The sequence below is a fragment of the Bacteroides sp. A1C1 genome, assembly GCF_004328515.1.
GTDB lineage: Bacteria > Bacteroidota > Bacteroidia > Bacteroidales > Bacteroidaceae > Bacteroides > Bacteroides uniformis.
In genome coordinates, this window is the sequence record NZ_CP036491.1 from 2,066,135 (window position 1) to 2,090,692 (window position 24,558).

Consider the following 24,558-nt stretch of genomic DNA (forward strand, 5'->3'; position numbering starts at 1 on the left):
TTAAAGGAAACACAGATGCCTTAAAAATGTCTTTTAATATCCGGTTTTGTTTCATAGAACCCATATAGGGTCATTGGAAACAAAATGCATACTATTTTTCACCAAACGGAGGATATCATCCCACGCGAATACGCAAATCTTCCCTTGCTCGTTCGGAGGATTATATTTAAGTTTGCAGTTACAATATTGTTAATCCTTCTAATAAAGAAAATACATGAAACAACTGCTCCTATTCCTTATATGCAACCTGACCTTTCTCCTTACTGTTCAAAGTAACTCAACGGAAATCCCGCCGGCTGTCATGTTCAAGCAGCTCTCTACAACAGAAGGACTCTCCAACAACAGTATCCGAAGCATCTACAGAGACAATAGGGGATTCCTCTGGGTGGGGACAGAATCAGGACTCAACAAATACGACGGCTACTCCTTCCAGCAGTATTACCAGAACAACTCCAACCTGCCGGACGATGCCATCAGCGAAATTTTCGAAGGACCGGACGACAATGTATGGATAAGGACTTCCAGCGGCTACAGTATCTATAATTATAAGACCGGTAAATTCGACAATGACTATAAACCCATACTCGATGGGCTGCAAATCCCCAGTAAAAACATTCTGAGGATGGGAAAAACCTCCAAGAATGAATTTTGGGCCTACGACTATTCCAAACTTTACATACGAAGCATGGACAACAGCTCCATCAAAGCCTATCCACTGGCAGTTGAAAAGATTTCAAGCCTCTATATAGGTGTCCAGTTCATTTATATAATGTACTCCAACGGTATCCTATACAGTATCAGCAAGCAGACTTCCGAAGTCAAGGAAATAGCCATTCCCGCCATCTATAGACCTTTGCTGGAGAATCATGAGCCACACATTTACATAGACCAAAACGAAAACCTATGGGTATACACCTTCCAAAACAGCCTGCTTTTGCACAAGAACAGTTTTACACAGCAATGGGAGAACATCAGCCTGAACAATAACACTCACATACAGTACAATCGCGTGCAACGCATCCTCGACCTGGGAGACGGCAACGTATGGATACTTACCAGCCATATGGGGTTGTTCGTTTACAACGCCCTGACCAAATTTCTTACCAACTTGGTGCACAATCCATTGAAACCGCACACCATTGCCAGCAACAATCTGAATACCATTTACCGGGACAAAGACGGAACCATATACATAGGGAATTTCAAACACGGTATTTCCTATTATAGCCCCATGTCTCAAATCATACTATGCAACAAATCCCTGGAATATGATGATATCCTAACCTTCTGCGAAGACACAAGCCAGGAATCCATTTACTACGGAACAGACGGTACGGGACTAATCCGACGTTCACTGGTGACCGATTCATACGAAAAGATAGCAACTCCCGCCAATATTGTAGTCGACTTATCCATCGACTCCAAAAACCGCCTATGGATAGGCACCTTCCAGAAAGGACTGCTATGCTACTCGAAAGGGCAAATCAAACAATACACGGTAAGCAACAGCCAGCTTCTCGAAAACAATGTGTATACAGTAGAGGTGGACAAACACGGATACATCTGGATAGGTACCATGAAAGGATATATACAGAGGTTAAATCCGGAAACCGGGCAGTTTGACATCATCTTGTACCGTCCGGGAGAATTCTTTGTCCGTGATATGTACTATGACAAAGACAGCACCCTTTACGTAGCAACCAGAGGAGGACTCATTATTATCGATACGGAAACCCAAGCCTATAATATATACGCCGAAGCCAGCCGTTTCAAGGAGAACAATATGCTCACTGTCTATAAGGACAGCCGGGACCTTCTTTGGATAGGACATCCACACGGACTGAGCATATGGAACCAGAAGAACGACTCCATCTACTTCCTTGACCAGAAAAACGGGCTTGCCGCCAATCTCGTCAGAGCCATCACGGAAGACAACAACAACCAAATGTGGATTGGCACCGACAACGGCATCTCACGAATCAAAATAACAAACGATACATACACCATCGTGAACTACTCCGTAAGCGACGGACTGATATGCAACGATACCAATGTCCACGCCATCCTCAAACTGCAGAACGGCAATATACTGATAGGTACTCCTCAAGGTTACCAGACTATCATTCCACAAGACATCCTGACCACAAGTTATGATGCCAACATTTACCTTACCGGTATTGAGTTCAAATCCGGAATGCCCCATCCGGACATCCTGAACGGCAGCTCACTTGAATGTGCACAACACCTTTCCTTCACTGAAAAGGAAAATTCATTCACTCTGTCCTTCTCCGCTCTCGACCTGGTGGAAACGGATAAGATAAAATATGCCTATAAGATTCATTCCAACTGGATTTATGCCGAAAACAACAAAGTAAACCTATCCATGCTGACTGCCGGAAACTATACTTTATCCGTCAAGGCATGCAACTCACAAGGCATATGGAGCCCCAACATCAAGGAACTGAAAATAAAGATACTCCCTCCTTGGTGGCGCACCTGGTGGGCCTATACCATATATACCGGTATCATTTTGTGTATCCTTCTGTCCATTATCCGCAATCTGCGCTTACGCCAAAAGCAGAAACAAATCATGCAAGCCATCGAGATGGAAAATGAAAGGCAGCAGAAAATCAACAATATGAAACTACAGTTCTTTGCCAACATAAGCCACGAACTGCGGACTCCCTTGTCACTTATCATCAATCCGCTTGAAGAGTTTTTCGTAGACCATCCCGAATATCGTAAAGGTATTCTGGATATGGTCAAACAAAATGCCGACTATCTGCTGGAACTGATTAACCAACTGCTGGATTTCAGAAAGCTGGATGCCAAGGCTGAAACCCTGAAATGCAAACATGACAACATCCTTATCATTCTGAGTGAAATATTCCACTCTTTCGATCCGATAGCACAGAAACGGAACATCAGCTATAGCCTTACCGCTCCACAACATTCTGTATTCATGGATTTCGACTATGACAAGATACGCAAGATATGCACAAATATCCTGTCAAATGCATTCAAGTTCACTCCCAATAAAGGAAGCATCTCACTGGATATTGCCGTAAGAGGCACAAATCTTGAGCTGACCTTTACCGACACCGGTTGCGGCATAGAAGATAAATCCAAGGAGAAAATATTCCAAAGATTCTATCAGTCGAGCAAAAACCAGTCGAGCAACGGAGGCAGCGGCATTGGACTGCACATTGTTTCCGAATACGTAAAGATGCATCAGGGTACTGTCTGTGTCAGGGATAACCAGCCTTGTGGTTCTGTATTCCTGATTACCCTACCCCTGCACCAGAACAGTAATGAAACCAAAAACGGAGAACCGGTCGAAGAACCGGAAATAAAGGAAGAATCCCATCCATTCACCATACTACTCGTAGATGACAACTACGACTTCTTGAAATTTCTCTCTGAAAGTCTTGCCAGGCAGTATCATGTATTAAAAGCCACAAACGGAAAACATGCACTAAATGTACTGGAAAAGGAAGATATTGATTTAGTGGTCAGTGACATCATGATGCCCGAGATGGATGGTCTGGAACTATGTTCAACCATCAAGAATGACATACGCTACTCCCATATCCCCATTATCCTCCTGACAGCTAAGGCAAGTGAAGAACACCAATTGGAAGGGCTTAGCGTTGGTGCAGACGACTATATCACCAAGCCTTTCAATATGGAAGTCCTCAAGCTGCGCATCAACAAGATTATCGAGATGAACGTCAAACGTCAGGAAATATTCAATCAGGACATTAAAATCGAGCCAAGCCGTATCACCATCACTCCCCTTGACCGGCAGCTGGTGGAAAAAGCCATCCAGATTGTAGAGGACAATATCAGCGAAACCGAGTTTTCCGTCGAGGAGCTGGCCAGCAGCCTGAATATATCACGCAGCTATTTCTACAAGAAAATGATTAAGATAACGGGAAAGAAACCCATCGAATTCATCAGGACCATCCGTATGAAACGTGCACAACAACTCTTGACAGAAAGCCAGATGCAAGTTTCGGAAATTGCATATGAAGGTGTGTCGTAATGCACGATGCACCTTCTTTCTTGTTTATCACCGATATAAATCGGTTTATTTTCTTCAAGCTGCGATAATTCGAAGATTTCTTTGATTTATGTGTCTCCAGCATCTAAATAAAGCGACAGTAAGCTCATAAAACCATCCTATCAGCCAGTTCATACCTTCTTTTGTCAGTTTTGCACACATCTTTTTTATATTGAAGGCAATGGCTAGGAAGGCAAAGTCCATGAAGACCTTGTCCTTTCCAAAATGTCGGAAACGTTTGTAGTTCATATTGTTTTTAATTTGTCCGAACACGGCTTCCGGTTCTATGCATCTCTGCCCTCTGTGTTTCAGTCCTTTCTCTGAGCAGAGCAGTTCTTTGGCTCTCCGCTTGTATTGTCTAAGCCTATGATTCAGTTCTATCGTCCTGTTTCCTTTTGCTTTAAAACAGCGGCATCGCAGGGGACAGCCTTCACACCTGACAGCTCTGTACCGTGCATTTTCGCTGACATATCCGGATGCGGTTTTCACATTCCTGGTGCCTATCCTCCGCATCCTTTGCCCCATAGGACAGATGCAGAAGTCATGTTCTTCATTGTAGTAGAAGTTTTCGGCCTTGAACGGGTCCGGTTTGAATCTCGGCCGCTGCTCCATGTGGAAATAGTTGTACTTTACGTAGGCTTCCATGCCGTTTTCGGACATGAAGCGGTAATTCTCTTCGGAGCCATAGCCGGAATCAGCAACCACCGTATGGGCCATCCGGTCATACCTGTTTGAAAAAGATTGCAGGAAAGGAATCAGGGTCAGTGTATCCGTAGGGTTCGGGAAGAGTGCAAAATCGGTGATGAACTGATTTTCGGTGCCGATTTGAAGGTTGTAACCGGGCTTCGTCTGTCCGTTGCGCATGGCATCCTCCTTCATTCTCATAAAAGTAGCGTCCTTGTCCGTCTTGGAATAGGAATTCCTCTCTTGCAGTGTTTCCAGATGGCAGTCGTATTCCTGCAGTTTGTCCCTGTGTTCTTCCAGTTCCTTCAGCTGTTTGCGTTTCTTTTTCAGTTCAGTCTTTTCCTCTTTCGCGGATGGCTCGGAAACCTGTTCCAATGCATGACGCAATTCTCCTGCCATTTCAGTCAGCATGGCCGGAGTGAACTCAACCTCCTCATTGTTCTCTGATGACTTCTCCCGGGCAATGACATCGTCTATCTGCCCTAACAGGACATGTATCTTCTTCATCAGGCGTTCACGGTTCCGCTCAACCGTTTTTCGCCAGACGAAAGTGTACTTGTTGGCTTTGGATTCGATCTTTGTCCCGTCAATGTATTCCACATTCAGGCTGATGAAGCCTTTGGAAGAGAGAAGAAGTACGGTTTGCGTAAACACCTCGTTGATTTCCTTCTTCACCCGGTTGCGGAAACGGTTGATGGTAATGAAATCCGGTTTCTCATATCCGGCCAGCCAGATATAATGGATGTCACGGTGAAGAAGCTTTTCAATTTTCCGGCAGGAGTAGATGTTGTTCATATAGGCATACAGAATGACCTTGAGCATCATCTTGGGGTGGTAAGGGCTGCGGCCGCATTCCTTATACAGCTTTCTGAAACTTTCAAGATTCAAGCCCTCAACCAGGGCGTCAACCATGCGCACCGGATCGTTTTCTGCAATATCCTCATCAATTCTTTGAGGAAAAAGAACGGTTTGGTTGGGAATGTAAGGACGAAAATGTATCTTTGTCATAGTGAAATTCTTATGCCTAAAGATACAGAATCTTTAGGTAATAACAAAGCCCCAGCTTGTGAAAGTCGGGGCTTTGTACGTAAAATAATGAAGGTGTGCATTTTGACACACCTTCATTCTCCAAACATTTTAAAGAAGAGTTCAACATCAGCCCATCCGAATTTATAAGGCAGCAGGCTGAATAGCAACATTATTTTGACATCAAAGCATCCAACGAAGACACCAACGCCACCAAAGCGGCACTCCAATTAATGGCTATCTCATTGGAAGCATACGAACCCTCCACATCTGCATAAGACTCATCCGGCAGGTTGGAAGCATAAGCAATGCCATCCTGCTGCCCAGGATTGGGACCGCCAACCAGGAAACCGGGAAGAGGTGCCTCTATATCATCCGATGTAGAAAGACGATGGTGCGGATACAGAGGACTCTTCATCCCGAAACCGGTAACATAACAATATCCCGTAGCATTCTTTCCTAAAATGTAGTCCATATTGCGGTAGGCGTTCGTCAGGTACGACTTCTCGCCCGTAAGCAAATAGGCGCAAACCAGTGAAGTGGCTTGGTTAGCACACCCTTCGGCAAGGCATCCCCAGAAGAAATCTTTGGCATCGTTGCCGTAAGGAGCATGGAAAGGAGAGCGGTCAGCACCCCGCACAGCCTCGACAGCATAGTCCAGTAACAGGTCTTTCATGGCATTTGCCAATTCCACGTCTTCACCCTGATATTCCCTGCCCGGTTGCAGCCAGGCAAACACGCCCAACGCAGTGGTATTGCCCCAAGAAGGAGTCTTATATGCAGTCGGCAGATGCTTCTTCACTTGTTCCCGGTAAACGGGCTTTCCCGTAGCAAGATAGAGCTCGGAAGCCGCCCAGAAGAATTCGTCATCGGCACTACGATCACCGTAAGCTCCCGTAACCACGGCAGGTTGATATTGCTTGTTGAGGAGGTCCTGATGATAGAGCGCTTGCGGATGCGCTTCTGCCCAGGCGTAAGCACGTTCGGCAGCCTGTAAAGCCACTGTCGAAAAGCCCGGATAATCCTCTTCGTAAGGAATAAACAAGGCAGAAGCCTGCGCCAAAGCCGCAGCATAGTCCAATGCCGCCGTTACTGATTTCTGAACCACATAACGAGGCTGCTTACACTCCATAGGCTTGATGAATCCCTCGAACGAAGGGGTAGTCAGCTTGTGGTAGACTCCTCCGTCGGCAGGGTCTTGCATAGTCAGCATCCATCTCAGGTTATAGTACATCTCGTCCAGCAAATCGGGCGTGTGGTTTCCGCTTTCCGGGATGTTCACCTGTTGACGGATAAAATAATCAGGAAAGCGGGCATAAATCGCCTGCATCAGTCCAATGGAATAGGCGGAGTTCACAATATACTTGTTATAGTCTCCGGCATCATACCATCCTCCCGGAGAAGAAATCACCGTTCCCGCCTTACGTTCCGGCCCGGCAGCATTGGGATGTATCAGTACCTTGTCATCGGGATGGCCTGCCGGACGGCTCCACCGACCCGCATAAGTCGCTTCGATGGGCATGCCCGTACGTTGGTAATAGAAAGATTTCAAAGCAGCATCGGCCAAAGGGGACAGTACTCTTTCTTTTATTTCGAATGCCACTGAATCTCCGTTAACCATCAGAAAATAGTTTCCCGGTGCCGTGATGTCACTGAAATCCAATATCGTCCTGCTCTTATCCGACCAAGCAGATGAAGCAATATATCCGGGCTTACCGGAAAATACCCGATTACCCGTGGCTGCATCTACTATGGTAAATTCACGGACCTCACCGGTATTCACCACAGCTACTTTTTCCTGCTGGGGATAGTACCCTAACTGATTCAAACGTATAGTTTCTGAAGGATGCCCTAAAGTGACCATCCCTCCCAGAACTGTAAACAGACATGTAGTTATATTCATATCACTATTCTTTAGTAATCATTTATATTATTCTATTTCAAAACTATTTATCAGACAATAAGGTAATGAAACTGATGGCCGGCAAGTGTACCCGTACCTGCCCATTCTCCACTTTCACTGCAGTTTCCTTCATGCAGTCTTTTGTATTGGTCACATAGACTTTCAGTTCCTTCACTTCTGCAGGGATACCGGAGATGACCGCCTCGCAATCTGCCCCATTATTGACCATATGGACGGCATATTCCCCACGCACCATATTTCCGAAAGCCGCACAGTTTACGTTTTTCTTGCTGCTACTGACCGGAATGGCCAAGGCATCGGCCGGAGTGGAGGCCAGTTGCTTGATATTCCAGAAACGTTGCGTAGGACGCAAAGGACCTTTGGAACCATAAATGCCGTCTCCCCACAACAACGAATAGTCTGAAGTAAGCTGCCACTGCAAGATGGACAATGGCTGGCAAATGGCACAAATACGCGTATACAGATTGATTTCATAAAGTGCAAACGTCGACTCATTGAATATCTCGGCATAACCATGAGCAGCGGCATCCGTACTACCCTCACCAACCAAGAGTGGTACATTAATCGCTTTGGCAGCATCCGCCCACTTCTTTAACGTAACATCATCACAACCACGCCATGAATGGAAAGATACTGCACCAATATACTTATGAGTCTCAGGATTGTTCAAAGCAGGAAGGATAAAATCGAAAGTCGTGGCATCCGAATTGTCGCCAAGCAGCATGCGGGTAGGAAGATTCAACCCTGCCAGATAAGCACCGAACTCCTTAATGAAATCTGCATGTTCTTGCGGAGTGTGGAGGACATCAATACCCAAATCCGATTCATTGAACGAGAACATGGAGAACTCAATACCATAATGCTGTTTGGCATACAACAGATAATCTGCCATGGATTTATAAATCTTCTCCTTTTTCCGGTTATCCAGACGATAAGCAATGACACCGCCTTGACGAGCATAACTTGCAGGACCTCCGTCAATGGCCCATGCAGGCGGAAACCAGCAGCTTAGTATTACCGGCATTCCCATCGCCTTCAAGCGCTTTGCCATGAGGAGACTTTCCTCCACCCGCTTGTTCAGTCCCCCATTCTGTGCGGTGGCAATAGGGTCGGCTTCCTCTTCCGGTTGCCACAATCTCCACGGAAATTCCACACGTCCATAGGCTACACGCAAATTTTCCAGACAGTAATCTATCACTTTAGGGTCGGCAGCAGGATTCTGCAGGCGGAAATTCCCTCCAAAGCCTGTAAACAGACTTCCCGGATTCTGCATATCCAATATAATTTCCGCGTCACTATGATCTATCACTCCGGAAGCATGCAGTGCCATGGACAATGCAGTTCTCCCAGCCTTTTTCAGAGTCGGCATCAGCGAGATATAAACTACGGTACCGGTGGATTCTTTTTCAACCGTGGCCTTTACAGATTTATTGAACTTGAATTCCAACTTCCTATTGGCCGAAGTAGCGGTCAGCTTCCTGCCACTTGTTCTTACTTTGACATCAGTATAGTTTTCCGGACTTAGGGCGATACAGTAATAGGCTGACTGGTTCAGAGTATTGTCCGACAGCGCATCAATAGAAATCTCCACCAGACCTTTTCCCTTGTCCGTCACTTTCTGATGGAACTTTATACCTCGCAGAGTAGTCGTCACTTCCTGCATGTCCCCTTCACGATGGAAAACGGGACGGACCTGCTTCTCCTTTCCAGTAATCTCCATATCTCCTTTCAAGGTTCCGACACGCAGGGACGACTCAAAGTCTATCAATTCACCGTCTACACGGACACCCGTGATATTGCTCCATGCCATCACTTCCGTCTGGGCAGAAAGCGGCAGAGACAATATGCCACACAGCAATGCAGCCATTCCCAACTGGAAAATTCGTAAATTCTTCATTATATCAAATATATAAAAGGTTGTCATTTCAGTCTTGTATCAATCTCAACCCCCATACGGCTGTTATGATAGGGACAGTTCCACATACTTGCTTTAGGTTCCTTGTAGCGGGGAGTCCCATCTTCCAGCACGGTTCTGAACCATTCGCCATACTCCTTGTCTATCATCCGTGATTTGATGAAGTTCCAGGTACGGACGGCACTGTCCAGATAAGATTGTTCACCGGTCAGCTGCCAGGCATTGATGCATCCTACCACAGTTTCCGCCTGGCACCACCAGGAAGCATCCTTCCTGATTTTGTCCTTATGCCGTTCGTACATCATGGCGCCCATTGGGTTGATGCCCTCTTTCAAGGAGGCGTCTGCAAGTTCCAAAGCCACTTCCCTGCATTTCCCGATGACCTCCGGGTCACCCAGAGCTTCTGCAGCTTCCGTCAGCAGCCAGGAAGTTTCGATGTCATGCCCGTAAGAGTCGATGTCATCCAGATTGTTCCAGTTTGAATCACAGTATAATATCAGGTGATGTGTTTGTGAGTTATACAGTTTGGTTGTTATCAAGTTTATCACTTTTGCAAGGCGCTCGCGAAGGCCGTCATCTTTCCATACTTTATATAACGCTGTGTATGCCTCCAATACATGGATATGGGTATTCATTGTTTTGGTGGCAACACCATCTCCATCATATCCCAACTTTTGGGGAGTTCCCCATTCGCGGGTAAAGGATTCTATATAACCGTCGTTTACGGGATCTTTGATTTTGCTCTCCACGGTCCGGTAAAGCTCTATGGCTTTTTGCAGGCTTTCATTGTTGCCTGTTGCTCTGAAATGTTCGGACAAACCGTAGATGGCATAAGAGCAGCCGTAAGTCTGCTTGTCCGTATTCAGTGGAGTACCGTCTGCTTTTATCAGCCAATATACGCCTCCATACTGCGGGTCGATGAAGTGGTCGATAAAATAGCGTTGCGCCCTGTCAGCCAGTTTGCGGTAGGCAGCATCGCCATACATCCGATAGGCGGTTGAAAAAGTCCAGAGGATGCGGGCATTCAGTACGCCTCCTTTGGGAGCATCCGCTATCGGGGCACCGTCACGTCCCAATGAACCGTAAAAACCTCCGGAAGGGTCTACACTGTATTTTTCCCAAAAAGAGAGGATATTCTCTTTCAAGTCTGAGATTATCTCATCTTTTAAAATCTTATCCGCGTGTGATTGCGCTTTTAGGAAAGGTGCAATCAGCAGCCCTACTACAATCAGCAGAAAAACGGGAAATAGGTGTCTCATAATGTAGCGATTTAAGAAATTGGCCATAGTTACACTGCAAATTTACAAAAAAACAAGTTGTCATTACTCATTGCCATCCTTTTTCAAGGGATACAATTGGTTCCGATAAAGGTCATTCTTGGGTACTGAATCCTTGTTTTGTCAAACACTGGCCTTTGTCGGCTCAAACACTGGCGTCTGTCGGCTCAAAGTCCAGTGTCTGTCAGCTCAAACACCAGTGTTCGTCAAGTGCTACAATATCTGCCCCAGAAACATAGGCAAACACCGGAAAAAGATACATTTTATAACGTTATTGGCTACAAACAAAAACCATCCGTTTCCTTTTTAGTCCGTATATTAGTGGAGAATTCTGTAACTCAAAAATAGATACTATGAGAAAGAGACATTTTCTATTCGCATCCGCCCTGGCACTGCTCTGCAGTAGCGGTGCACTGCATGCACAAGATTTCAAGCTGACATCTTCCGGTTATTTCAAGAACCAGGGAGTAGACGTCATGGCTTTTGATGACATCTATCCCGAGGGACACCAAGGAGGAGTATGTATCATCATGAATGGACACCGCGTAGCAACGAATGGAGACATCCGACTGGAAGCCACCCCCGGACAATGGCAGCCCGTACCGAAACAACTCGACCGGAAGCTCGGCGACAACAGCATCACCGCTACGCTCTGTTATCCCGACTCCTCACGCCACCTCACCGGATTCAACCCGATGATTTACCCGGATCTCCACCTTATATATACGGTACAAGTGGAAAGCAAAGGTAAACACATAGAGGTGACCGTAGACCTGGACCGCCCCATTCCCCAGGAATTCATCGGAAAAGTGGGCTTCAACCTCGAATTCTTCCCGGGTTCCCTCTTCGGCAAGCCCTGGATTATGGACGGTCAGAGCGGCATCTTCCCGCAACAGCCCAACTCCCCCCTGATGACAACCCAACCCAACCATCTGCATACAGGAAACTACCATAACGGCAAAAAATCGCTGGCAGACATAGACAAACTGATAGGAAAAGGTTACAGCCCGATTGTGGCAGACGACATCATCAGCGAACCTTACGCCAAAGGCCGTAAGTTTACCTCACGCCCCGACGACCCTTACAACAAAGTTACCATCGAATCATTGAGCGGTGACTTGCAACTGTTTGACGGCCGGATGAACCACAACAACGGCTGGTTCGTACTGCGCAGCAACATAAAGCCGGGTGTCACCAAAGGGGCCGTCAAGTGGATTATCACTCCGAACATAGTGGCCGACTGGATGTATCAGCCGGTTATCCAGACTTCACAGATAGGTTATCATCCCGCCCAGGACAAGGAAGCCGTCATCGAAATGGACGTACGTGACAGCAGAAAGGAAACGGCACAAATCATCCGTATTGACGCAGACGGCGAGAAAGTGGTCAAGAACGTCACTCCTGCCAATTGGGGCAAGTTCCTGAGATACAACTATCTGAAGGTGGACTTCACAGATGTGAAGGAACCGGGACTCTACAAGATTAAATACGATACCTCCGTATCCCCTATTTTCCGCATCGACAATGACGTATATGCCCGCGGCGTATGGCAGCCCGTACTGGAATACTTCCTTCCCGTACAGATGTGCCACATGCGCGTCAACGAAAAATACCGCGTATGGCACGACTGCTGCCACATGGACGATGCCCGGATGGCACCGGCACACAATCATATCGACGGCTACGACCAGAAAGAGGGCCTGTCCAAATTCAAACCGGGTGAAGTGGTTCCCGGAGTGAACATAGGCGGCTGGCACGATGCCGGAGACTTTGACCTCCGCATCGAATCCCAAGCCGGAGAATCCTATATCCTGGCACTGGCCTACGAAGCTTTCCACCCGAATCTCGACGTGACTTCCATCGACCAGATAAACCGTGTGACGGAAATCCACCAGCCCGACGGTAAGAATGACTTGCTGCAACAAGTAGAGAACGGCGCCCTTACGGTAGTCAACGGCTACCTGGCACTGGGACGTCTCTACCGGGGAATCATCTGCAACGACCTGCGCCAGTACGTACTTCTGGGTGATGCCGCCGCCATGACCGACGGGAAAATCGGTAATGAAGACGACCGCTGGATATTTACGGAGGATAACCCCGGACGGGAACTGTCGACAGCTGCCCAACTGGCTGCCGTATCACGTGTATTGAAAGGTTTCAATGATACATTGAGCGTGCATTGCCTCGACATTGCCCGCAAAGTATATGCTTCTACCGGAAACGACAACAACAGAGCCTTGTTCCCCAAAGTGCAGGCAGCCGTAGAACTGTACCTCACCACGGGCGAACAACCCTATATGGACTTCATTCTGGACAACCAAGAGCTCATCATCAAGCAGATAGGCCGCATCGGCTGGTACACGGCACGCGTAGAACAACAGTTTGCACAGATGAAGAACAAGAAAGCCAAAGCTTTCTCCACCGCTTTCCGCAAAGCTCTGACCGGATACAAACAAGAACTGGACAAGCAAGTACATGAAACTCCTTACGGCATTCCCTACCGCCCACATATCTGGGGTGCAGGCTGGGATATACAGCGTTTCGGCTTCCAGCACTACTTCCTGACAACCGCCTATCCGGAAATATTCCCGAAAGCACCAGTATTCAATGCCCTCAACTTCATTCTCGGATGCCACCCGGGCTCCAACCAGGCTTCCTTCGCCTCGGGTGTCGGCGCACAATCAGCCACTGTAGGCTACGGACTGAACCGCGCAGACTGGTCGTACATTCCCGGTGGAGTCATTTCCGGTACAGCGCTTATCCGTCCCGACTTCCCGGAACTCCTGACGTTCCCGTTCCTCTGGCAACAGACTGAGTATGTGTTGGGAGGAGGTTCGTCCCACTATATGTTCCTGGTACTTGCAGCAGAACAGTTGCTGAAACAATAAGAAAGACAGAGGGGGGAACAAAACCCTCTGGATGTTTTCTTTTAGGCGCGGATTACACGGATTTCACGGATTTAGTTTACTGCATCCATGGATTCCGCGTAACCCGCGCCTAATATTATAGTATAATGAAAGTATTTATCTACTTTCCGTTCTTTCACCAATTATCCGTACGGAACGGAATGGTAGGCAATTCATTTCCGCCAATCATCGTACCAATCTGGAAATCATGGAAACAGTAGCGCACGCTGACGGGATGGGATACCTTTTCTGAAGAGATTACCACTTCATTCGTCTGCCAGTGCAGCCATACTTTATCGGCAGGATGAAATACACGGTCCTCGCCTGCCACTTCGAAGCCACGAAGGTCATAGTTACGGCAGATACCCATTTCCAGGTGGTCGAAAGAAACCCAGGCTTCATTGCCTTTAGCAGTCCATGACTTATATTGTGGGCCGAAACAGTGTATCTGCTTCAATCCATAGGTGAGGTTCAATGCCAGATAACTCAAACGTTGGCCCACCTTCCTCTTGTTGCGGGGATGGATGTTGTATATCTCGTAAGGTTCCACAAGGTCGTTGGTAGAAATCATGGCACTGTTCGGAATCTGGCTTTGGGCACGAAATTGCGCTTCGCGCAGGTAGGCAGCTTTCTCTTGCTGAGTGCCTCCATAGGCATAAGGAGCTATTTCTGCAAAGTAGAAAGGCAATTCGCCCAGTCCCCATTCCTTGCGCCACAGCTGCACCATGTCGGCCAAGCGTTCGGCGTATGTTTCATGACGGCCTACGTTAGACTCGCCTTGATACCAGATGAATCCCTTTATGGTATAGTTCTGAAGCGGCTTCAGCATGGCATTGTACATCAGCATGGGGCGGTGCATGGGGTGCAGACGTTCGATGGAATCGGGGTTGAGGGAAATGTCCGGATAGTTTTCCAGCAATTCCCGGCTTATCCAACCTTCCACAGTGGCTCCACCGTAGGCACTGCTGATGATACCCACGGGAATACGGAGGGCACGACTCAGTGAAGTTGCGAAATAGTAAGCTGTTGCACTGAAATCGGGTGCGGTCTCGATGGAGGAGAGGTTCCAACTACCTTCGCAGTCTGTTTGCGGTTCATACGTCTGATGCTTGGGAACGGTGAACATGCGCACACCCTTATTTTCGGCAGAAGCTATGATATCATCCACCCCATTCATGATGCAACAGCCGGCAAAACCTTTCAAGGGCATTTCCATATTACTCTGACCGGAAGCAAGCCATACTTCACCGATTAGGACATTCGTCAACGTAGTTTTTTCTCCATCATCAAAAGTTATCTCATAAGGCGTGTATCCTGCTGCCGGAGTTTTCACGGCAAGCAGCCAACGTCCGTCTTTATCGGCACGGCAAGTGGAGGTTTGTCCGTTCCACGAGGGGGTTACACGTACTTCTGCCTTCGGCGTTGCCGTTCCCCACAGTTTTACTTCCGTCTGTTGCTGAAGAACCATATTGTCACTTACCAGTGCAGGCAGTTTTACCTTGGCGCCCAATGAAGCGGCGCAGCATAATAGAATCAATGCAAGAGTTTTACTTTTCATGGCATATTTGTGTTTACTACTTATTCAGAATTCAATAACGTGAGCAAAAATAGGGCTTTTTTGCTCACGTTCATCCTTTTTCAAGTCAAAAGTTTACATCGCATTGTTCCGCAGCAATCGTAGGAATCAAGTCATCTTTAAACCTACAATAGAAGCTATCAACGTAGTAATAAAGAACAAACGGATGAAGGAAACCGACTCATCAAAGAATACAATCCCCAATATTACCGTACTTACCGCACCTATCCCCGTCCACACGGGATAGGCCGTCCCGATAGGTAACGTATGCACCGCCTTGGCAAGCAGCAACATACTGATGGCCAGACAGACAAGAAAGCCTGCACCCCAAAGATAATATTCCGTACCCGTAACGCCTTTCATCTTTCCCAGACAAAAGGCAAAGCCTGACTCAAACAGTCCGGCTACAACCAAAATAATCCAGTTCATACTCAATTCTTCTGTTTCATTATACATTTAAAGAGGGAGCAAAGATAACCTTTCCCGTACTCCTGCCACTTTACATTTGATAAGAAGCACCGGATAAGGTCGAAAATCGTATCTTTGCCACACTAAGAACCAATACTTGCCTGATAATGAACAAATACGATATTATCCATACCATATATCCAATGCCAAAGGCATCTGTCGACAAGCTGGTGGAGAACATCACGGAAGTGGCTTACCCCAAAAGTTCCCTCATACTGGAAGCCGGAAAGACGGAGAGAAACATTTTCTTTGTCGGAAAAGGTATTGTCCGCGCCTACGTGGAAGCGAAAGGTAAAGAAATCACCTTTTGGATTGGTGCCGAGGGAGCCACAGTCGTTTCACTGAAAAGCTACATCGCCAACGCACCCGGTTATGAAACCGTGGAATGCATGGAGGATGTCATTCTTTACGTCTTGAAACAGAGTGTCCTGGCAAGATTGTTCCAAGAAGACATCCACATCGCCAATTGGGGACGCAAGTTTGCAGAGACAGAATTCCTGCAGACTGAAGAGAAATTCATCCCCTTGCTGTTTACTTCCGCAGCCGAACGGTACGAAGTACTGCTGAAGAATAACCCGGAACTGCTGCAAAGAATCCCACTGGAATGCCTTGCTACGTATTTGGGGATTACTCCGGTGAGTTTGAGCAGAATTAGGGCGGGGATTGGAAAACGACAAGGCTGAATAGAAATAAAAGAAAAGAAATTATACATGAATGTATAATCTGTATATTTGTCATTAAATCAAGAACAAGCAGCCCATAAAATCACCTTTTCAATACGGTACATTGGTCGATAAAGGGGAGCAGTACATATTCTCCAACCCGGTATTTGAGTTGTGGTTCAAGAGGGAGTATTACTGAAAGACTCTAAATTCACTAACTTTGCAACATAAACAAAAAACAATTACACAATGAATAAACATTTATACTTTGGATTGCTTATGAGCATCTTAATGACCGGTTGCGCCGAGAGTAAACCGGATGCGGCAGTAGAGAAAGAAACACTTTCATCCTGCAACGTCAAACTCAGTAACATACAATTTACCCAAGCCAAGAACGGGGCAGAGAACAATGTCACCGTATTCAACAACACACTGAAGTTTGTTGCCGGTCCGCAGACAGACTATTTCCGTTCGCCGGATGGAACTGCCATCAACAACTCACCTGTTATCTTTACAGAGATAGACAACACGAAGCCGTTCACCTTTACAGCCAAAGTGGAACCGCAGTTCACCCTGACGGGAACATACTCAGCCGGCGTACTTTATGTCTATGAGAACGATACCCACAACCAGAAACTATGCTTTGAGCAAGATGAAAACGGAGCACACCGCGTGGTGAGTGTCCGCACCATCGGAACTTCCGAAGTGGCAAGCTTGATAACGAATGAAGTAACGTAACGTCGATATAACTCAACACATTGTAGAATGCCCATCATTAATGTTATTCACATCAATGGTGGGTATTCTACTTTTACCATTCTGACACTTTGTATTTTCTATCGTATGAGGATCCCCCGTATTTCCATCTCTCTGTCTATACGAAAGGAAATTCGAGAACAAAAACATATAAAATACAGATTATAAGGAATATATCAAAGCATACCTCCTCCTAATAAATTGAAAATATATCTCCGAAAGCCTTGATACGCCGAGAAAGCAAAGACAAAAGCAATGCTTTTTGCCACATTTACAGAAATATCCCTATCTTTCAAGCAATCCACCCAGTTCCCACGCCCGCACATGCCGTATTCCTTCATTGGACGGCAGGCAGAAGTCATCAAGCGAGACAACCAGTTTCTCATAATTATCTTGTATCGCCTCCAACGAAGCATACTCACGGCGCACCGTCTGTTCATCTACCAGCATGTAGGTGGATTGCAGATATATCGTACGGTCACCTTTCCGAGCGATGAAGTCCACCTCTTTTTCTTTAGCACATCCGGTATAGACATCATAGCCCGCCCGAAGCAACTCCAGATAGACAAGATTCTCCAGTTTATAACCCACACCATAGGCTGTTCCGGGATAGAGGAAATTCTTAAAGGCAAGGTCGTTGATGTAATATTTCGCCGTACCGGACAGTATTTCCTTTCCGCGCAAGTCGAAGCGTTCACAACGATACGCCAAGAACGAGTCTTCAATATAGCCTATGTAGGCAGCCACGGCATCATAGCTCGTCTTCCGGCCTTGGATCTTGAAATAGTTCACGATGTTGCCGATGGACACTAAATTAGAGGTATTGCCTACAAGAAACGTAAAAAGGTCCTCAAGCAGCCGGGGGTCACGTATGCTGTAGCGTTGGATGATGTCCTTCAGCAAGATGGTGTCCTTCAAGGCAGACAAGTAATTGCGCTGCACCTCCTGCTTTTCGGGCAAGACAAAAAGGTCCGGGATTCCGCCCGTATTCATATAGCCCATATAGCTCTCACGGTTCTGTTCCAGATGCCTTATCTCTGTATACTCCTGATAGCTGAAGGGATATATCGGAAATTGGACGTATCGCCCCAAAAGCAGCGTGGCAAGCTCACCGGACAGCATCCGTGAGTTGGAGCCGCTGATAAAGAGCTCGTACTCCTCGGTATAGTCCTGCGAATAAGAATTGACCGACTTTTCCCATTCTTGGATGAGCTGCACTTCGTCGATGAAAATATATATCCTCCCCTGAGGGTGCAGTTCGCTTTTATAAAGCGTCACCAACTCTTCCAAATCCTTGTGAGTCTTCAAAAAAGCAAAGTCGCTTAGTTCCCGGTTGATGAACAAAGTGTTCTGCGGAGGGACACCGTTTCTTATCAGTTCCCTTGCTATCTGTCTCAACACATAACTTTTCCCAGCACGCCGCTGACCGATGAGCACCTTTACAAGACGATTGCCTACGTAGTCCATGATTCTGCCGGTATAAGCTACCCGCATGAAACCGAAGTCAAAATCTCCTTCTGTCCAGAGATTGTACTTCCTAAGTATATCCATTCTTTCGTCCATAACCTAAACTTTAGTTACAAAGATAACAATTTTCGGTTATAAACGAACATTTCCATCAATTCTTTCGTTCATAACCCAAAAAGTTTGCGAAAAAGGCTAGATTTTCGGTTATAAACGAAAGATTCATTTAGACAAGCAAGGAGGATACTTCCTTTCCGCATCCCCTTTATCGGCCGGATATTCCCTCTATAGAATCATCATTGTTGCATCTATATATCCACCGCGTTGCATCTATACTTCCACCGTGCTGCATCTATAGATGCAGCAAATCCCTTAACCTATCCTAATAATGCTGCTTATTGTCACCTATTTAGAAGCGAAATCATTATATTTGCGCCCATATATGCCAATACGTTGACTAAGCGATGGCAAAACAGCTTGTAAAAAACAAAACTGAATAATAACGAATTTCATCTGAATGAAACAGTACAAAACCGTAAACAACCTTGTAGGCTGGATTACCTTCCTTATTGCAGCGACGGTCTACTGCATGACCATCGAACCTACTGCAAGCTTTTGGGACTGCCCGGAGTTCATCACCACCGGCTATAAGCTGGAAGTAGGACACCCGCCCGGCGCACCGTTCTTCATGCTAGTAGCCAACCTATTCTCACAATTTGCTTCCGATGCCTCTACCGTTGCCAAGATGGTGAACTACATGAGCGCGCTGATGAGCGGCGCATGTATCCTGTTCCTTTTCTGGAGCATCACGCACCTGGTACGCAAACTTGTGGTGACAGACGAAAACAATATCACACGCGGCCAGATGGTTACCATCATGGGTAGCGGTCTGGTGGGCGCACTTGCCTACACGTTCAGCGATACCTTCTGGTTCAGCGCTGTGGAAGGCGAGGTGTATGCCTTCTCCTCACTGTTCACTGCCGTCGTATTCTGGCTCATACTGAAATGGGAGGACGTTGCCAACGAGCCTCACAGTGATCGCTGGCTGATTCTCATTGCCTACCTGACCGGTCTGAGTATCGGCGTGCACTTGCTGAACCTGCTCTGCCTGCCCGCCATCGTACTGGTATACTACTACAAGAAAGTACCCAACGCCAATGCCCGAGGCTCCCTGCTGGCATTGCTCGCTTCGGGCATACTGGTAGCAGCCGTACTCTACGGCATCGTGCCGGGTATCGTGAAAGTGGGCGGCTGGTTCGAACTGCTCTTCGTCAACACGCTGGGCATGTCCTTCAACACGGGTGTCATCGTATATATCATCCTGTTGGCAGCCTGCCTCATCTGGGGTATCTACGAAAGCTATACCGAACGCAACAAGGCACGTATGGCACTCTCGTTCATACTCACCATCGCCATGCTGGGTATCCCGTTCTACGGACACGGTACCAGCTCGGTAGTTATCGGTGTCATTGTCATTGCCGCATTGTGGCTCTACCTCCGTCCGAAGACGCAGGCAGCCGTCAAAGAGAAATTCCGCGTATCGGCACGCACGCTGAACACCTCGCTGCTCTGCACCATGATGATTGTCATCGGATATTCCTCGTATGCACTTATCGTCATCCGCTCCACCGCCAACACGCCGATGGACCAGAACTCTCCGGAAGACATCTTCACACTGGGCGAATACCTGGGACGCGAGCAGTATGGCACACGCCCGCTGTTCTATGGCCCTGCCTTCTCCTCGCAAGTGGCACTGGACGTGAAAGACGGTTACTGCGAACCGCGCATCAAGTACAACGGCACGAAGTTCATCCGCAAGGAGAAAGCTACGCCCGACGAAAAGGATTCGTACATCGAAATCCCCGGACGCATTGAGTACGAATACGCCCAGAACATGCTGTTCCCGCGTATGTACAGCAGTGCCCATACACAACAATACCATGCCTGGCAGGACATCAAGGGTTACGATGTGCCCTATGACAAATGCGGCAACATGATTATGGTAAACATGCCCACACAGTGGGAAAACATCAAGTTCTTCTTCTCCTACCAGCTCAACTGGATGTACTGGCGCTACTTCATGTGGAACTTCGCCGGACGCCAGAACGACATACAAGGCAGCGGAGAAATTGAACACGGCAACTGGATTACCGGTATCCCGTTCATCGACAACTGGCTGGTGGGCGACCAGAGCCTCTTGCCTCAGGAACTGAAAGACAACAAGGGACACAACGTATTCTACTGCCTACCCCTGCTGCTGGGTATCATCGGCCTGCTATGGCAAGCCTACCGTGGGCAGAAAGGCATCCAGCAATTCTGGGTGGTCTTCTTCCTCTTCTTCATGACCGGTATTGCCATCGTGCTCTACCTGAACCAGACTCCGAGCCAACCGCGCGAACGTGACTATGCCTACGCCGGTTCGTTCTACGCCTTCGCCATCTGGATTGGTATGGGTGTGGCAGGACTCGTCCGTCTGCTTCAAGACTATGCCAAGATGAAGGAACTGCCTGCTGCCGCCATCGTTTCCGTAGCCTGCCTCTTTGTCCCCGTGCAGATGGCAAGCCAGACTTGGGACGACCACGACCGCAGCGACCGCTACATGGCACGCGACTTCGGCCAGAACTACCTGATGTCCCTGCAAGAAAGCGGCAACCCGATTATCTATACCAATGGTGACAACGATACCTTCCCCCTCTGGTACAACCAGGAGACCGAAGGTTTCCGTACCGACGCCCGTACCTGCAACCTCTCGTACCTGCAGACCGATTGGTACATCGACCAGATGAAGCGCCCCGCCTACGACAGTCCTTCTCTCCCCATCACCTGGGACCGTATGGAGTACGTAGAAGGCACCAACGAATACGTCCCCATCCAGCCTGAGTACAAGAAAAGCATCGACCAGCTCTATGCCGAAGCCGAGAAGCAGGCACTGGACGGTAATCCCGAAGCACTAGTCAATGTAAAGAAAGAATTCGGTGACAACCCGTATGAGCTAAAGAATATCCTCAAGAACTGGGTGCGCAACAAGAATCAGGACTTGAAGGTGATTCCTACCGACAGCATCGTCATCAAGGTAGACAAGGAAGCCGTGCGCCGCAGCGGCATGATGATACCGGGCGACTCAATCCCCGACTACATGCACATTTCGCTGAAAGGCAAACGCGCCCTCTACAAGAGCGAGTTGATGATGCTCGAAATGCTGAGCGAGGCCAACTGGGAACGCCCCATCTATATCGCTGTCAGCGTAGGCAGGGAGAACCAGCTGAATATGGAAAACCACTTCGTTCAGGAAGGTCTTGCCTATCGTTTCACTCCGTTCGACACCAGTAAGACGGGCGTGACAATAGACTCCGAAAAGATGTACGACAACCTGATGAACAAGTTCAAGTTCGGTGGCATCGACAAGCCGGGCATCTATATCGACGAGAACGCAATGCGCATGTGTCACTCTCACCGTCGCATCTTCTCCCAACTCGTGCAGCAGCTGATGCGTGAGGGCAAGAAAGACAAGGCAAAAGCCGCCCTGGACTATGCCGAAAAGATGATTCCCGCCTACAACGTGCCTTACGACTGGCAGAACGGTGCCGTACAGATGGCGGAAGCCTACTACCAACTGGGCGAAACCGCCAAGGCGGACGAGATGATGAAAGCCCTTGCTGACAAGGCTGTAGAGTACCTGACCTGGTATCTGAGCCTGGACGACAACCGCTTCATGATTTCTACCCGTGAATTTGAATACCACTGGGCTGTACTCGATGCCGAGGTGAAGGCCATGAAGAAGTACAACTCCAAGCTCGCCGAAATCTACGAGCCGAAGGTGGAAGAACTGTATAATATGTATGTAGACAGAATGAAGGAGTGAGAATAAGGATTAGGGATTAAGGATTAAAGGATTAGGGATTAGCCTGTGCAGTTCATCACTAATCATTAATAACTAATCCTTAACCCCTAATCCTTAATCATTAACCCCTAATCCTTAATCCCTAATCCCTTAATCCTTAATCACGTGTTTATAGAACAACCTCCTGAGTTTTTTCGCAAACTATATCCCGGTGCAGTCTGGAGGATGGACCCCAATGAAAAAGCCGTTTATCTGACTTTCGACGATGGCCCTATCCCCGAAGTAACTCCCTGGGTGCTCGACCTGCTGGATAAGCACAACATCAAAGCCACCTTCTTCATGGTAGGTGACAACATACGGAAGCATCCAGACGAATTCCGGATGGTCGTTGAGCGTGGGCACCGCATCGGTAACCACACCTTCAACCATATCCGTGGATTTGAATACACGGCCAAGAATTATCTGGGAAATACCGAACAGGCGAAGATTTTCATGGAAATGGGTGGGGACATCAATTGCAATGTGGAGAAGGTTCTCTACCCTCTCTTGTTCCGCCCTCCCCACGGCCATATGTTCGCCAACCAGTATCTCACGCTGAAACGAACCTACAAGATTGTGATGTGGGACCTCGTGACCCGCGACTACAGCAAGAAGCTGCGCGGTCCGCAAGTGCTAGCCAACGTGATGCGCTACGCCCGCAACGGCTCCATCATCACCTTCCACGATTCCTTGAAATCCTGGTGCAACGGAAACCTGCAGTACGCATTGCCGCGCGCCATTGACTTCCTGAAGGAAGAGGGATATGAATTCAAAGTATTATAAACTTGAAACAGCAGAAAGTTACCAACATCTGCTGTCACAATAAATTCCACATAAAATAAGAAGGGGTTGTCTCGGCAAAAGGCAACCCCTTACATTTTATAGGCTCATGTCCTGTTCCACAAGAATAAACAGATGTTTTATAATTACCAAGTAAATGTACATCTGTATTCATCCCACTGGTCTTTTACAACCAGTTCCGTAGGATAACTGTCGGAATTCAATGTCCATGTAAAATACATATCGGACACAGAGTCCTCGCCATTGTATGTATAATGCCCTACAAGCGGCAGATGTTTCGTAGCCTTACCAAGCATGCCTCCATAATAGGCATATATCATCTCGTCCATATCCACATCCAGTATTTCATCAAACAACATCAGGCAGCCCTTATTCTCGATAGGAGCTGTTATATTATCCGTCGTATAGTCTATGGCAGCACTATACTCCCACTCGTCATTGCTGTCGATAATTCCGTCACCATTGAGATCCCCACTAGCTACATAACGTGTGGAAGTCTTCACCACATCTCCATCCTTATAGGTGATGTTCGTTATTTCACCATCGCTTTCAGAGCGTTTCATTACAACCAGATGGGCTTCAGTGTCGTATTCCATCTCCCAAGTAAACTCATCGGCATCGGGAGTACCAGCGTGGTCTATTGAGTTGCAAAATTCCACATAACCATCGCTGTTGAGCTGCAAGTTCAGTTCTGTAACATCGCCCTCTTCATCCGTCACGGTGATTCTTGCTCGGTCCTTTGCAACATCTGCCTTTGTAGTAGCGGGAAAGTACTCAAAGACGGCTTTATCCCCATCCTCAGTTGTAATGTTCGTCACCAGCCCTTCTTCATTGTGAGAAATCGCCATGCCCGAAACCGACTTCGGAAGCCCTCCCGTAAACACTTGCGAAGGATTGACCACAGTGGCGGTGTTTTCGCCACCCTCACCATTCTCATTTTCGTCATCGTCACTGCAAGCAGTGAATCCCAAGCACAACGCCACACCCAACATGGAGGCAGCCATCATTTTAAACATTTTCATAAGTTACAAATCTTGTTTTATCCCCATCCCTCTAAGGAAAATCCATAATAACAAAAGTATAAGGAATGCCGTCCGTATCTCACGACAACAAGACTCTGCCATTCAAACCCGGACAGATACTTTTGGCCATTTAT

14 protein-coding genes are annotated in these 24,558 nt (G+C 47.5%); 6 read left to right on the forward strand and 8 right to left on the reverse strand.

Annotated elements, in window-relative coordinates:
- Positions 1-214: 214 nt before the first annotated feature.
- Positions 215-4,045 (forward strand): two-component regulator propeller domain-containing protein, encoded by a 3,831-nt coding sequence (locus EYA81_RS08450; RefSeq protein WP_242672417.1) that lies wholly within the window; start codon positions 215-217, stop codon positions 4,043-4,045.
- A gap of 54 nt (positions 4,046-4,099) precedes the next feature.
- Here the strand turns inward: EYA81_RS08450 and EYA81_RS08455 are convergent, their stop codons facing one another.
- The 4 genes from EYA81_RS08455 to EYA81_RS08475 form a co-directional block, all read right to left on the reverse strand.
- A complete protein-coding gene (locus EYA81_RS08455; RefSeq protein WP_118434923.1) occupies positions 4,100-5,755 on the reverse strand; it encodes an IS1182 family transposase in 1,656 nt (551 codons plus the stop codon).
- Between the two features lie 190 nt (positions 5,756-5,945).
- Positions 5,946-7,676: a glycoside hydrolase family 9 protein gene (locus tag EYA81_RS08465; RefSeq protein ID WP_131225630.1), complete on the reverse strand. Its 1,731-nt coding sequence runs from the start codon at positions 7,674-7,676 to the stop codon at positions 5,946-5,948.
- A gap of 43 nt (positions 7,677-7,719) precedes the next feature.
- Entirely contained in the window at positions 7,720-9,594 is a 1,875-nt protein-coding gene (locus EYA81_RS08470) for a hypothetical protein (RefSeq protein WP_242672418.1), read from the reverse strand.
- A 23-nt stretch (positions 9,595-9,617) separates the two neighbouring features.
- The gene (locus EYA81_RS08475; RefSeq protein ID WP_131225632.1) at positions 9,618-10,871 is read right to left on the reverse strand and encodes an AGE family epimerase/isomerase; all 1,254 of its coding nucleotides are present in this window, start codon (positions 10,869-10,871) and stop codon (positions 9,618-9,620) included.
- A gap of 371 nt (positions 10,872-11,242) precedes the next feature.
- Here EYA81_RS08475 and EYA81_RS08480 point away from each other — a divergent pair, with 371 nt between their 5' ends.
- Positions 11,243-13,777: a glycoside hydrolase family 9 protein gene (locus tag EYA81_RS08480; RefSeq protein WP_131225633.1), complete on the forward strand. Its 2,535-nt coding sequence runs from the start codon at positions 11,243-11,245 to the stop codon at positions 13,775-13,777.
- Between the two features lie 154 nt (positions 13,778-13,931).
- On the opposite strand, the gene EYA81_RS08485 is transcribed toward EYA81_RS08480, so the two are convergent.
- Together EYA81_RS08485 and EYA81_RS08490 are read right to left on the reverse strand one after the other, a co-directional pair.
- Complete coding sequence (locus EYA81_RS08485; RefSeq protein ID WP_117601051.1) at positions 13,932-15,353, reverse strand: sialate O-acetylesterase; 1,422 nt, start codon at positions 15,351-15,353, stop codon at positions 13,932-13,934.
- Positions 15,354-15,479: 126 nt separating this feature from the next.
- Positions 15,480-15,800, reverse strand: a complete 321-nt coding sequence (locus tag EYA81_RS08490; RefSeq protein ID WP_117601093.1) for a multidrug efflux SMR transporter — start codon at positions 15,798-15,800, stop codon at positions 15,480-15,482.
- Between the two features lie 146 nt (positions 15,801-15,946).
- On the opposite strand from EYA81_RS08490, the gene EYA81_RS08495 reads away from it, so the two are divergent.
- Together EYA81_RS08495 and EYA81_RS08500 are read left to right on the forward strand one after the other, a co-directional pair.
- Positions 15,947-16,522, forward strand: a complete 576-nt coding sequence (locus tag EYA81_RS08495; RefSeq protein ID WP_117601050.1) for a Crp/Fnr family transcriptional regulator — start codon at positions 15,947-15,949, stop codon at positions 16,520-16,522.
- A gap of 228 nt (positions 16,523-16,750) precedes the next feature.
- Positions 16,751-17,239 carry a DUF1349 domain-containing protein gene (locus EYA81_RS08500; protein ID WP_117601049.1) on the forward strand — a complete coding sequence of 163 codons (489 nt, stop codon included), beginning with the start codon at positions 16,751-16,753 and terminating at the stop codon, positions 17,237-17,239.
- Between the two features lie 303 nt (positions 17,240-17,542).
- Here the strand turns inward: EYA81_RS08500 and EYA81_RS08505 are convergent, their stop codons facing one another.
- Entirely contained in the window at positions 17,543-18,820 is a 1,278-nt protein-coding gene (locus EYA81_RS08505) for an ATP-binding protein (RefSeq protein WP_131225634.1), read from the reverse strand.
- A 418-nt stretch (positions 18,821-19,238) separates the two neighbouring features.
- On the opposite strand from EYA81_RS08505, the gene EYA81_RS08510 reads away from it, so the two are divergent.
- On the forward strand, positions 19,239-22,583 hold the full coding sequence (locus EYA81_RS08510; RefSeq protein WP_005831023.1) for a DUF2723 domain-containing protein: 3,345 nt from the start codon (positions 19,239-19,241) through the stop codon (positions 22,581-22,583).
- A 144-nt stretch (positions 22,584-22,727) separates the two neighbouring features.
- The gene (locus EYA81_RS08515; RefSeq protein ID WP_005831030.1) at positions 22,728-23,384 is read left to right on the forward strand and encodes a polysaccharide deacetylase family protein; all 657 of its coding nucleotides are present in this window, start codon (positions 22,728-22,730) and stop codon (positions 23,382-23,384) included.
- Positions 23,385-23,527: 143 nt separating this feature from the next.
- Here the strand turns inward: EYA81_RS08515 and EYA81_RS08520 are convergent, their stop codons facing one another.
- Entirely contained in the window at positions 23,528-24,424 is an 897-nt protein-coding gene (locus tag EYA81_RS08520) for a DUF4595 domain-containing protein (protein WP_131225635.1), read from the reverse strand.
- Positions 24,425-24,558: the final 134 nt, after the last annotated feature.